At 36.2% G+C, this 13,829-nt stretch carries 8 protein-coding genes; 7 read left to right on the plus strand and 1 reads right to left on the minus strand.

What is annotated here, in order from left to right; translation table 11 throughout:
• The first annotated feature begins 3 nt into the window (after positions 1 to 3).
• From AC13DP_RS04910 to AC13DP_RS04935, 6 genes are all read left to right on the plus strand, one after another.
• Positions 4 to 1,236, plus strand: coding sequence for a M23 family metallopeptidase (locus tag AC13DP_RS04910; RefSeq protein WP_013069707.1), 1,233 nt, complete (start codon positions 4 to 6; stop codon positions 1,234 to 1,236).
• Positions 1,237 to 1,307: 71 nt separating this feature from the next.
• A complete protein-coding gene (gene pgi, locus AC13DP_RS04915; RefSeq protein WP_013069708.1) occupies positions 1,308 to 2,939 on the plus strand; it encodes a glucose-6-phosphate isomerase in 1,632 nt (543 codons plus the stop codon).
• Positions 2,940 to 3,309: 370 nt separating this feature from the next.
• Positions 3,310 to 5,862 (plus strand): TonB-dependent receptor, encoded by a 2,553-nt coding sequence (locus AC13DP_RS04920; RefSeq protein ID WP_013069709.1) that lies wholly within the window; start codon positions 3,310 to 3,312, stop codon positions 5,860 to 5,862.
• Between the two features lie 10 nt (positions 5,863 to 5,872).
• On the plus strand, positions 5,873 to 7,588 hold the full coding sequence (locus AC13DP_RS04925; RefSeq protein WP_148211639.1) for a hypothetical protein: 1,716 nt from the start codon (positions 5,873 to 5,875) through the stop codon (positions 7,586 to 7,588).
• A 121-nt stretch (positions 7,589 to 7,709) separates the two neighbouring features.
• Positions 7,710 to 9,362, plus strand: coding sequence for an Ig-like domain-containing protein (locus AC13DP_RS04930; RefSeq protein ID WP_013069711.1), 1,653 nt, complete (start codon positions 7,710 to 7,712; stop codon positions 9,360 to 9,362).
• A 24-nt stretch (positions 9,363 to 9,386) separates the two neighbouring features.
• Positions 9,387 to 9,824, plus strand: a complete 438-nt coding sequence (locus AC13DP_RS04935; RefSeq protein ID WP_041578476.1) for a hypothetical protein — start codon at positions 9,387 to 9,389, stop codon at positions 9,822 to 9,824.
• 35 nt (positions 9,825 to 9,859) lie between these two features.
• Here the strand turns inward: AC13DP_RS04935 and AC13DP_RS04940 are convergent, their stop codons facing one another.
• The gene (locus AC13DP_RS04940) at positions 9,860 to 10,900 is read right to left on the minus strand and encodes an endonuclease/exonuclease/phosphatase family protein (protein ID WP_013069713.1); all 1,041 of its coding nucleotides are present in this window, start codon (positions 10,898 to 10,900) and stop codon (positions 9,860 to 9,862) included.
• A gap of 141 nt (positions 10,901 to 11,041) precedes the next feature.
• On the opposite strand from AC13DP_RS04940, the gene AC13DP_RS04945 reads away from it, so the two are divergent.
• Positions 11,042 to 13,828 (plus strand): TonB-dependent receptor, encoded by a 2,787-nt coding sequence (locus tag AC13DP_RS04945; RefSeq protein ID WP_233421335.1) that lies wholly within the window; start codon positions 11,042 to 11,044, stop codon positions 13,826 to 13,828.
• The last annotated feature ends 1 nt before the right edge of the window (position 13,829 follow it).

Raw genomic sequence — 13,829 nt, forward strand, 5'->3', positions numbered from 1 at the left:
AAATTGAAGAAATTTAGTTTTTTATTCCTGCTGTTATTAGTTTTTGCGGGATGCAAGGAAGAAACAAAAGATAAAGCCGTAGCAGAAACTAAAAAGCCAGCACCCAAACCTATTGTAAAGGAATTTGGGTTTGTTCTGGACGATTTTGATGTAGTAATAGATACCATAGAGCGAGGGGATAATTTTGGATATATTCTGGATAATCACGGTGTAGATCGTGGTAAAGTTTTCGAAATTTCAGAAAAAGTAAAAGATACCTTTAACCCGGCAAGGATTACGGCGGGGAAAAAATATATAATTTTAAAAGCCAAAGATTCGGCTCATACACCGCTTCATTTTATTTATCAGAATAATAAAATCGATTACACGGTTTTAAACATAGGCGATAGTGTTTCTGCCTATACCTCAAAAAAGCCGGTTTCTGTAAAAAGAAGGGAAGTTTCTGGAGTGATTACATCCTCTCTTTCTGAAGCCATGCAGGCACAGGGCTTAAGCAATCTGCTTGTTTATCAATTATCGGATATTTACCAGTGGAGTATCGACTTTTTTAAACTTCAAAAAGGAGATCAGTTTAAAATGATCTATCATGAAAAGTATATCGATGATACGATTTTTGCGGGAATAGAAAGTGTGGAAGCAGCAGTTTTTAAACATTCAGATCGCCCTTTTTATGCTTTCAACTATGAAACAGATTCAGTGACAGGGCAGGCTAGTTTTTATGATGAAGAAGCAAAAGCCTTGCAAAGTTTTTTCTTAAAAGCCCCGCTTAATTATAGTAGGATTTCGTCTAGATATCAAAGAAGAAGATTTCACCCGGTGCAAAAAAGATGGAAAGCACATTTGGGAACAGATTATGCCGCACCAACGGGAACACCCATAAAAACTACGGCAGACGGAGTGGTAATCGCTTCCAGCTATACCTCTGGTAACGGTAATTATGTAAAAGTAAGACATAATCAAAAATATACCACGCAATATCTTCACATGAGTAAAAGAAATGTAAGGAACGGGCAGGCGGTAAAGCAGGGAGATGTGATAGGTTTTGTTGGCAGTACCGGGCTGGCTACGGGGCCACATGTGTGTTATAGATTTTGGGTAAATGGTAAACAGGTAGATCCTTATCGCCAAAATTTACCTACAGCCAAGCAAATTGAAGATGGTAAAAAAGACGAATATTTTGCGTTTATCGAGCCGTTAAAGACAGCGCTGGATAAAATACCTTACAAGAATATCTAAAAACAAGATTTTTGTGTAAAATTAGGTGGGTTTCTCTACTAAATTTTCGCAACGCAATAAAAAATTGAAAAATGAAGAATATAAATCCAACCAAAACCGAAGCCTGGAAAAAATTAGAAGCTCATTATAATGAGACGAAAGACCAGTCTTTAAAATCGTTATTTGAAAACGATAGTGAGCGCGCTGCAAAATTCACCACCAAGTGGGAAGATTTTTATGTAGACTTCAGTAAAAATAAAATTACCGAAGAAACAAAATCACTTCTTATCGATCTTGCTAATGAATGTGGGTTAAAAGAAGCTATGGATGCTTATTTTGGAGGCGAGGCTATTAATAAGACTGAAGGCCGACCTGTTTTACATACTGCTTTACGCGCTTCTAAAAATGCCGATATTAAAGTAGACGGTGAAAATGTAATGAATGAGGTTGAAGAGGTTAAGGCAAAAATAAAAGCTTTTTCTTCTGAAGTTATTCAGGGTATTACAAAAGGATATACCGGAAGAAATTTTACTGATATTGTAAATATTGGTATTGGAGGTTCAGATCTTGGGCCGGTAATGGTAACTGAAGCTTTGGAGTTTTACAAAAACCATCTAAATGTTCATTTTGTTTCGAATGTTGATGGTGATCACGTACATGAAACTATAAAGGATCTTAATCCAGAAACTACGTTGTTTGTTATTGTTTCTAAATCATTTACCACTCAGGAAACCTTAACCAATGCAACTACGATTAGAAACTGGTTTATGAAAACAGCTCCAGAAGATGAGGTTTCTAAACATTTTATTGCGGTTTCCAGTAACGTGGCCAAAGTAAAAGAATTTGGAATCGACGAGAATAATATTTTCCCAATGTGGGATTGGGTTGGTGGTCGCTTCTCACTTTGGAGTGCGGTAGGACTTTCTATAAGTTTAGCGATTGGTTATCCAAATTTTGACGCTTTATTAAGTGGAGCGCAAAAAATGGATGAGCATTTTAAAGAAACAGCATTCGAAAATAATATTCCTGTATTAGCCGGGTTGTTAAGCGTATGGTATAATAATTTTTATAAGGCAGAAAGCGAAGCAGTAATTCCTTATTCTCAATACCTGCATAGATTGCCGGCTTATTTGCAGCAGGCAGTTATGGAGAGTAACGGTAAAAGTACCGACCGTAATGGAGATAAAGTAGATTATCAAACCGGGGCGATTATTTGGGGAGAACCAGGAACAAATTCGCAACATGCATTTTTCCAGTTAATACATCAGGGCACCAAATTGATTCCGGCAGATTTTATAGGATATAAAGTGTCTTTATTTGACGATAAAGATCATCATTATAAACTAATGGCCAATTTCTTTGCACAAACAGAAGCTTTGCTTCAGGGAAAAACCGAAGATGAGGTTCGAGAAGAATTATCTTCTAAAGGAATGAGTGAAGATGAAATAAAAGAATTGCTACCTTTTAAATTATTTGATGGAGATAAGCCAACGACATCTTTTCTTATCGATAAACTAACACCTGAAAGTTTAGGGAAGTTAGTAGCGATGTACGAACATAAGATTTTTGTGCAGGGTGTTATCTGGAATATCTTTAGTTACGACCAATGGGGAGTTGAATTAGGAAAGCAATTAGCAAGTACTATTTTAAATGATATGGATAGTAAAGCGATAGAAAACCATGATTCTTCAACAAGTAGTTTACTAAAGGTTTTCTTAGGATAGTAATTTAACATTTTTTAAGATAATTTAAAAAGCACCTCGTTTTGAGGTGCTTTTTTGTTTTAATATTGGATTGCTGAGTAGGTCATTATTATAAATCACAGAAGTCTTATGAATACCTTAAAAACATCATTGTTTAATCACTAAATTCTCATTAAAGTTTAGTTAAAATTTATATTAAAATAAAAATAAGATAAAACTAAATATGAGTTAAAAACTTTTAGTCTCTCAATTTCAGAGGTTTGAAAAAAGTTTTAGTTTTGGCGAGCAAATTGGTGTTAAATATTGAATCCTTAACATTACGTTAAAGTTGGATTTTGGAATAATAACTTCATTTGCGTCGAACTAAAATCAAATCAAACAAATTTTACACATGAGGAAATTATTAGCTTTAGCGTTGTTTTTTGCAACGGCTACAATTTTTGCTCAGGGGACTATTACCGGTACGGTAATAGATTCTGAAATGGATGGCCCGCTACCGGGGGCAAACGTAATGGTAGTAGGTTCTAAGACTGGTACTACAACCGACTTTGATGGAAATTTTTCATTAGAGGTAAAAAGCTCTACAGGAACTTTAGAAGTGAGTTTTGTTGGGTTTAAAACTAAACAAGTGCAGTTTAGCCTTTCAGGAGGATCCCAGGATTTAGGCGAAATTGTTTTAGAGGCAGATGACAATGCTTTAGATGAAATTGTGATTACCAGCTTCTCTTTAGCAATTGACAGAAAAACACCTGTTGCAGTTTCTACAGTAAAAGCTGAAACAATCGAAACTAAATTAGGAAACCAGGAATTTCCTGAAATTCTGAAAACTACACCAGGTGTATATGTGACTAAACAAGGTGGTGGCTTTGGAGATGCCGACATAAGAATGCGTGGGTTTAATTCAGAAAACATTGCAGTAATGATTAACGGTGTACCGGTAAATGACATGGAAAATGGTCGTGTTTACTGGAGTAACTGGGCAGGACTTTCTGATGTTACCAGAACAATGCAAACTCAGAGAGGTTTGGGAGCAGCTAAAGTTGCAGTGCCTTCTATTGGAGGAACTATCAATATTGTAACCAAGTCTACAGATGCGAAAAAGGGAGGGAGTGTTATAGCTTCTACTGGTAATGATGGTTTACAAAAATTTGGTGCTACTGTGTCTACAGGTAAAACTGAAAATGGATGGGCAGCTACTATTTCCGCTTCAAAAATTAGTGGTAGAAGATTTGCAGATGGTCTTGAATTCGAAGGGTATAATTACTTTGTGAATATTGCAAAAGAGATTAATGAAAATCATGAACTTTCATTGACTGCTTTTGGAGCGCCTCAGCGTCACGGGCAAAGAGAAACTTTACATCCTATAGAGGATTATCAAAGAAGTAGTAGAGGTATAAAATTTAATAGTGACTGGGGCTATAGAAATGGTCAGGTAGTTAATGTACAGGATAATTTTTATCACAAGCCACAAATTTCTTTAAATCACTATTGGACGATAAGTGATAAAACAGAATTATCTACAGCTGCTTATGTTTCCTTTGGAACTGGTGGTGGCGGTGGTTATACTGGTAATGCTGATCTTCGTAGTGTAGATTCAGATTATAGACCAGCTCCATATCTGCCCTTAAATTTAGATCGTGTAGTAAGTGAAAATGCTGCTAATGGAGCAGACGGGTCAGAAACTATTTTATATGATTCAAGAAACGATCATTTTTGGACAGGCTTGCTTTCTACAGTTTCCACTGAAGTTGGAGAAGGATGGGATTTAGTAGGAGGTATAGATTTAAGATATTATAAAGGAAGACACTTCCAGGAAGTAAAGGATCTTTTAGGAGGCCAATACTGGGCTGATGACTCTAATGTAAATGATCCTAATAGGTCTACAAAAGAAGGAGATAAAATTAATTATTATAATGATGGTCTAGTACTTTGGGAAGGTGGATTTGCACAAGCAGAGTATTCTAACGATCTTGTTTCTGCTTTTGTGTCATTAAATGCTTCTAATACTTCTTATAAAAGAATAGATTATTTTAGATATGCAGATGATGGTCCTGATAAGGAAACAGATTGGATAAATTTTTTCTCTTACGGAGCTAAAGGAGGTGCGAATTTTAATTTAGACGACAACCACAAAGTTTTTGGGAATGTAGGTTATTTTGAAAGAGCACCATTTTTTAATACGGTTTTCTTAAATAATAGGAATATTGCAAATGACGATGCAGAAAACCAAAAGATTTTCAGTGCTGAATTAGGTTATGGGTTTAGAAATCAGAATCTTCGAGTTGACTTTAACCTTTATAGAACAGCTTGGAAAGATAAAACTTTAGCGAGATCTTTTGTTCAGGGCAATCAACAAATTTTTGCTAATATTTTAGGAGTTGATGCGTTGCATCAGGGTATTGAGCTAGAGTTTGAATATAAGGCCACAGATAGGCTTAACATAACAGGTATGATGTCTTTAGGTGACTGGAAATGGGACAATAATATTGACAATGTTGATATTTTAGCTGAAGATGGAACTACGGTCTTAGGAACAATTAATGTTGCTATAGATGGGGTAGAAGTTGGTAATTCGGCTCAAACTACAGCAGCATTAGGTCTTAATTATGAGGTGTTTCCTAGTACATTTTTAAGAGGTGATTTCACTTATTATGATCGTTATTTTGCAGATTTCGACCCTACTGTTAGAGATTCTGTTGATTTGCAAGGACCATTTGAATTGCCTGATGTAGGATTGTTAGATTTAGGTTTAACACATAAATTCGAGTTTGGATCTTTTGATGCTACTATCAATGCGAATGTATTTAACGTATTAGATACTGAATATATTTCTGATGCAAGAGAAGGAAATGTAAAAGACCCTGATTATAGAGGGCTTGTTGATTCTAATGTATGGTATGGTTTTGGACGTACCTATAGTGTAGGTGCTAAAATTAACTTCTAAAAATTTGACAATGAAAAAAATATATATATTACTACTACTTTTTATTGGAGCAACTTTAATTGGTTGTGATCCAATGGATGATATACATGAGCAGGTCAACGACCAAATTGATTCTGAAGGTGCTTTGGCAGATAAATCAATTGTATTAACTGAAGATGATTATGGTTTTTTAGGTCTTAGTTTTCCAAATTTTAACAGTGAGGATGATGCCAGATTACTCATTCCAGACTTACTTTCTGAGCGATATCCTTACTATGGTAAAAATTCATCTATAAATGTCATTTACGATATTTATGATCCTATTCGGGTGAAGCTTTATGAAGTTACCTCTCAGGATTATAGTGCAATAGGTTTAGAAGAAGGTTATTTTACTAGCTCTTCGCAGGTTTATGAAGCTTTAGGTGAGATTTTTCCTCAAGCTGAAAGTGGCGATTATGTAGATTTACAATATAGAACTGTGGCCGAGGAAATTCCTTATGAAATTAATGCTGAAGATTTTGATTTAATAGGAGAGAAGTTAGGAAGTGATTATCCAGATGCGGCACCAAGTGCTGCTCAGTACAGTAATTTCGATAGGCGTGAAGGGCGCGATGCCTACTGGGATAATGATATGATTCTTGAAGCAATAAATGTGGTACTAGAAGACAATTTTGAAGATGTTACTAATCAAATTTATAACGTTTCATATGCGATTTATGATGGAAGTGCTGGAACAGAAAGTATGACCGTGCAATTTAATGGAAATGAGTATGTAGCTTTTGGAGGAACTTCATACCAAATTAGTGCTTCTGATTTTGATGAGATAGGAAGCGAATTTGCTGAAAAGTTTCCAGATCCCGCTTCTAATGCCGCTGATTACAGTAATTTCGATAGGAGAGATGGCAGGGATACTCAATGGACAGATGCAATGATCCTTGAAGCGGTTGATTTTCTTTTAAATCAACAGTTTCCTAATGCTACAGATGGCTCTAAGTTTGCTGTAACTTACGCTGTTTATACTGGTTCAGCTGGTACAGAAGTTATAAATGTTGTAAAAACAGATGGTGCTTACGTTATAGATTCAAATGCCTCTACTGCTACAATTACTACTAGAAATGTATATGCTTACACTAACGGTTCATGGGGTAGACCATTTACTTTAGATATGGAAGATTATGAAGCAATGGGACAAAGTTACCCTAACTTCTCTAACGAAGATCAAGCCTTATATAGAATAGGTATTTATCTGGGAATGCAATATCCGTATGCAGAAGAAGGAGATGTAACTGCCGTTGCTTATGATTTATATAGTTCAGGTGAAACTTCAACAGAGTATGTAAATTATATTTTCGAAGATGGAGAATTTAACGTGGTACCTTCCACAAGGACAGCTTCTTTACAATTTGGATTAAATGATGAAGGAGTATGGGTTCCAGATAATACCATACGTTATACGCTTACCGGAAACGATTTTGCAACTATAGCTAGTGCTTTACAGGATAAATATCCTGATCCTGTGAGCAGCATGTTGCGTTATAACAACTTCGACACTAGATCTGACAATGGGGCGTATTGGAGTCCAGATATGATTTTAGAAGCTACACGTATTGTACTTAATAACATGGCTCCTAATGCTGAGGTTGGTCAGAAGTACGTTGTAACTTATGCCGTTTATGATGGTTCAAATACTACAAATAGTATTAGCTTGATTAAAAATGAAGCTGGAGAATGGGTTATTAATGAATAATCTGAATTCTTAGAATTTTTTAAAACCTTCTGTATTAATACAGAAGGTTTTATTTTTTAAAGCTCTTTTATTTAAGATATTTGTAATACTAGAATCAAATTAGAATATAAATCAAGAATTAATGAAAAAGAATTTCTTTTTTGCATTCCTTTTAGGAAGTTTCTTCCTTGGATGTAGCAGTAGTGATGAGGGAACGCCAAATGAACCTGGTAATCCTCAGGAAGAAAATCCAGTAGCGGTAGATGATAATTTTAGCACAATAGAAAATGTTGAAGTTACTTTTAGCGGAAATGATATCCTTCAGAATGATGAAATTGTAGACAAGGCACGTCTTTTTTCTATTGATATTGAAAGTAGTGAAGGGGGGACAATTTCAGATAATCGAGATGGAACCTATACTTATGTACCACCTGCAGATTTTCATGGAGAAGACACTTTTATGTATTCGCTTTGCGTTCCTGGGGATTCAGATAGATGTTCAGAAGCCACAGTAACTATTCAGGTAGATAAGCCTGGACCACCAACGGCTAATGACGATACTTATGAAGTGGCTGAGGATGGAACGCTAACAATTCGTAATTATGGTGATAATGATGACCTGGTTGGAGATGCAATGATAACAGAGGTTGAATCCTCTAGTGGAAATGCAACAGTTTCTATCGACGGTGAAAACAATATTATATATGAACCTAATGAAGGCTTTGCAGGATCAGATACCTTTACCTATACCATCTGTAATGATGATGAGAATACTTCTTGTGATACTGCTACGGTTACTATTGAAGTAATAGATGAAGGTAATCCGTATGCCGAAGATGATACGGTAATTGTAAATACTAATGATGCTGAGACGATTTTTGCAGAGCTGTTAGCTAACGATAATTTAATCGATGGAGCTACGCTTACTAGTATAGATGGTTCTTCAAGTGAGGGAACAGTAACCTTAAATAATGATGGTAGCGTAACTTATGTGCCCTCAGCTGGTTTTACCGGTGAAGATACTTTCGAATATTCTATTTGTGATGATGATCAGCCAGAAGCTTCCTGTAGTACCGCTACGGTAACTGTTCAAGTAGTAGCCCCTATAGCATTTAATATTCCGGCAGATCTACAGGATTATTATGATGATGTAACCTTTACAGAAAATTCAGATTTTTTAAAGCTTGCTCTTTCTAATTTTACTGTTGCTGCACACGAAACGATTTTAGCATACACAGATCGCCATGATTATTTATATAGTGCGGATGCCGATCCTGATACCCCTGGAAATGTAATTTTGATGTACTCTGGAGAAAGCCGCTCAGATGATGAATATCAAACTCAGGAGCCACCGGGTGATGATGAAACCTTCAATACAGAGCATATTTATCCTCAATCAAGATTATCTGCAGCAGATGCGGTAACAGATTTGCACCATTTAAGATCTATCGATATTGATGTTAATAGTGAAAGATCTAACTATCCATTTGCCGATGGCAATGGGGAATACGGTCTTGTAGGGAATAACGAACAATGGTATCCCGGTGACGATTGGAAGGGTGATGTGGCTCGAATGGTTTTTTATCTAAATATTCGTTATGGTGAAAATATTGAAACTGTAGGAAACTTAGATCTTTTCCTCAAATGGAATAGAGAAGATCCTGTTTCAGAATTCGAAATGCAAAGAAATAACGTAATCGAAGCTGCACAAGGTAATAGAAATCCGTTTATCGATAATCCATATTTAGTGACCCTTATTTGGGGCGGAAGTGATGCTGAAAATCGATGGGAATAACCTATTTTTGTAAAAAAGAAAATTATGTACCAAACTGTTCAATTTATACATTCCTACTGGGCTTATTTAGTAGTTATAATGCTTACCATCGCTTCGATAAGTGCAATAATTGGTTGGGTTTCCGGTAAAGAATATAGTGCCGGTAATTTTAGGATATCCCTTTTTACGCTTATCGTTTCTCATATTCAATTACTTATTGGTATTGTTCTTTACTTTGTAGCACCTTATTTTAAAATGTGGGGCGAAGTTGGAATGGGCGGAGTTATGGGGGACAGTACCCTAAGATTGTATAATGTAGAGCACCCCCTGATGATGATTATCGCTATTGCTTTAATTACCATAGGATATTCAAAACACAAAAAGAAATTAACTTCTACGCCAAAATTTAAAACACTGGCGATATTTTATACTATTGCTTTGGTAGTGCTTCTTTCAAGAATTCCTTGGAACGCATGGTTATAAAAAATTAACCTTCAAAATATCGAAAATCCCTGTTTTTAACGGGGATTTTTCTTTTTTATAAGATAAAGATATACTGGGAAATGGTCGCTATAGCCACCCAGGTAGCCATTATATCCATAACTTCTGAAGGGGTATCCTTTATACTGCCCCGTAGAGGTCACCAAATAATCTTTTTTGAAAACTCCTGCTTTGTAATACTGAAAATGCTCATAATTTTTAGTCATCATTGCTCCAGAGATTAAGATCTGATCAAATAAATTCCAATTGTCGCGATACGCTAAACTGCCAACACCTTTTTTATATAACTTTAGCATCGGATTATAAAACTGAAATTGATTTGGACTTTCTGAAGTCTTCAGCACATTTTTTACATTCTTGTTTTTAGGATCGTCATTAAAATCCCCCATATTGATAATTTTTAAAGAAGGATCGATAGCCCAAAGTGAATCGCATATTTTTCGGTTGACCAGTGCAGCTGATTTTCGATAATTTCGGCTTGCCTTTTCACCACCACTTCTGGAGGGCCAGTGGTTGACTAAAAATGCGAAGTTTTCATTTTGAATCCGTCCCGTAGCAACCAAAATATCTCTAGTGTAGATTCTCTTACCTTCTTCATTTCGAATTAAAACTTCAATATTTCTAGATTGTGTAGGAGTAAATACTTTGGTGTTATAAAGGAGCGCGTTATCTATTCCGCGGCGATCTGGTGAATCAAAATGAATGATTTTGTAGTTCTTATTTTGTAATTTTTCAGTGTTTAATAAGTCTTCAAGTACCCTGATATTTTCTACTTCACATAATCCAATAATTTCAGGGCTATGGCCAGATAATTCTGTCCCAATTTCAGATACTACTTGCCCAATATGGTTTAATTTCAGTTCATACTTTTCTTTAGTCCAGGCATCTTTACCTTCAGGTGTACGGTCATCATCAAAAGTAAAATCATCATTCTGGGTATCAAAAAGATTCTCTGTATTATAAAAAGCAATGGTCAAAACATCGTAGGTATCCTGATCTTGGGAAAACCCAATTCCGCAGTATAAAAGAAAAAGGACTGGTAATAATTTAGTAGTCAAAATCTTACTATTTTGAGGGATTGCGTTAAAAATCTTAATTTTTATTGATAAAGTTATACGGTTTCGAATACTATTTGTTAACTTGAATATCTAATGTATTGATTTTCAGTGAAAGGATTGGTCTTTTTTTGGATGATTTCAATGTCTTTCGGCTTTTTACAGGCCCAGGAAAGGTTAATTTCTGGAAAAATACTTAACGCCAATTCTCAGGAGGTGATTGCTGGCGTTTCGGTGAGTATAGAAAATCATTTTCTAAAAGAAACCACAGATGGCAACGGGGGATTTACTTTAAAATTCGACGATTTAGAAATGGGAAATTATATATTGAACATTTCTAAACCTGGTTTTGAGTCGTTGCGCTTACCTGTACTTCTGGATCAGGCAAGTTTAAATTTAGGGGTTATTAGGCTAATTCCAGATGTCATCGAAGAGCAGTCACAATTGGGAACTATAAATTTAAGCGAAAATCAGCTGGACGATGATCAGATAGATGCTGGATTTTCATCGATTTTAACCGCTGGCAAGGACGCTTTTTTAAATGCAGCAGCTTACGATTTTAGTCAGACCTATTTTAAACCACGGGGTTACGATAGCCAGTACGGAAAAGTTATGATTAATAGTATTCCGCTTAATAAAATCCAAAATGGCAGGCCGCAATGGAGTAATTGGGGCGGATTAAACGATGTGCAGCGTAATCAGGATTTTAATTTCGGACTTACCGCAGTGGATAATAGCTTTGGAAGCCTTGCCGGTACTACCAATTTTGTAATGCGGGCATCAAAGTACTCAAAAGGAGGTCGTCTTACCTTATCCGCAGCCAATAGGAGCTATCGTTCCAGGATTATGGCCACCTATAGTTCTGGAGAATTAAAAAATAATTGGTTTTATACGCTATCCCTTTCGGGGCGATTTGCTGAAGAAGGTTATATTGAAGGAACTTCGTATAAGGCGAAGTCAGCTTTTCTTTCCGTAGAAAAAAAGATAAACAAAAATCACAGCCTGAATGTTGCGGCAATTTATACGCCTAATATTCGGGGAAAATCAGCGGCGATCACCAATGAAGTTTTTAATTTAAAAGGAAGAAAATATAATAGCTATTGGGGATTTCAGGGAGACGAAATCAGAAATTCCCGGCAACGCCGGGTAGAGGAGCCTATTTTGATGCTGAATCACTTTTGGGATCTTTCAGAAAATACGAAGATAAATACCAATGTTGCTTATCAGTTTGGACATATCGGGAATACCAGGATCGATTATGGAGGTACTAATTTAGTGCGATTTAACGATGAGGTTTCTTATGAGGGCGGAGGGCAAAATCCAGATCCCGCCTATTATCAAAATTTACCGAGTTATTTTTTAAGATCTGAAGGTAGAGAGAACTATGAAGCAGCATACAAAAGCGCGGCGGCATTTAGGGAAAATGGACAATTAAACTGGCAGGCGATTTATGACGCGAACATGGCTGAAACCAATAACGGGAATAATGCGGTGTATGCTTTAACTGCAGATCGCTATGATGATCATTCCATGTATCTGAATGCTATTGTTGATCATACCATAAATGCAATGTTTAAACTGAATGGCGGAATTAATTTTCGGCATTTGCAAAGTCATAATTATGCGAAAATCGACGATCTTTTTGGTGCAAATCATTTTCTGGATATCGATTTCTTTGCTGAACCCATAAATGATTATTCGTTAGAGCAGGTTGCTCAAAGCGATGTACAAAACCCCAATCGTTTAGTGTCCCAGGGTGATATTTATAAATATAATTATGATCTAAACGCCACGAGTCTTCAAGCATTTTCACAACTTCAATTCGCTACGAAGAATATTGAAACTTACTTTTCTGCAAATGTGAGTTCAACAAGTTATGAGCGTTTTGGTAATTACCAAAACGGATTATTCCCGGATAATTCACTTGGGAGAAGTAAGGAACTGAATTTTATCGATTTCGGATTAAAATCTGGGATAACGTATCATTTTACAGGTCGGCATTCCGTTTCTTCTAATCTGTTTTTTGCCAGTAATCCACCAACACTACAAAATAGTTTTGCGAATCCGCGGCAAAATAATACGGTGGTTCAGGATCTGGATAGCGAACAAATGTATAGTGTAGATGCCACATACCGTTATCGTTCGCCAAATTTCAATTTTAAAGTCAGCGGCTATTTTACACAATTTCGAAATGTGACCGATGTTTCTTTTTATTATGTTGATGGTCTTTCAGGTTTGGGGAGAAATACAACAACTGCTTTTGTCCAGGAGATTCTATACGATGCCGAAAAACAACATTTAGGAATCGAATTTGGTGCTGAAGCTCAGGTGACTTCAACCATAAAATTAAAATCGGCTGTAGCACTAGGGCAGTTTATCTATTCCAATAACCCTAATTTGTATTTAACCAGCAATAGTTTTGCTGGAAATGTGAATTATGGAGAAACTCGATTGAAAAATTATCGGCTCGCAAATGGGCCACAACAGGCTTTGCAGTTAGGTTTTGAATATCGTGATCCCAATTACTGGTGGTTTGGTTTTACGGCCAACTATTTTGCAAATGCGTTTATCAATGTGAGTCCGTTGCTTCGAACGGCAAATTTTGCTACCGATACCGATGGTTTGCCGTTAGAAAATTATGATGCGCAATTAGCCAGAAAATATCTTAAACAGGAAAATTTAGGGAATTATTTTCTGCTGAATGCGATTGGAGGAAAATCCTGGAAATTGGGCGATTATTATGTGGGCGTTTTTATAAGCCTGAATAATATCCTGGATCAGCTTTATAAAACGGGAGGTTACGAACAATCCAGAAATGCAAATTTTACCAGTTTGCAGGAAGATCGGCAACGCGAAACACCGGTTTTTGGGAATCGTTACTGGTACGGCTATGGTACCACTTATTTTGCTAATCTTTATGTTCGGTTTTAAA

It is taken from the genome of Zunongwangia sp. L-65 (assembly GCF_056859415.1).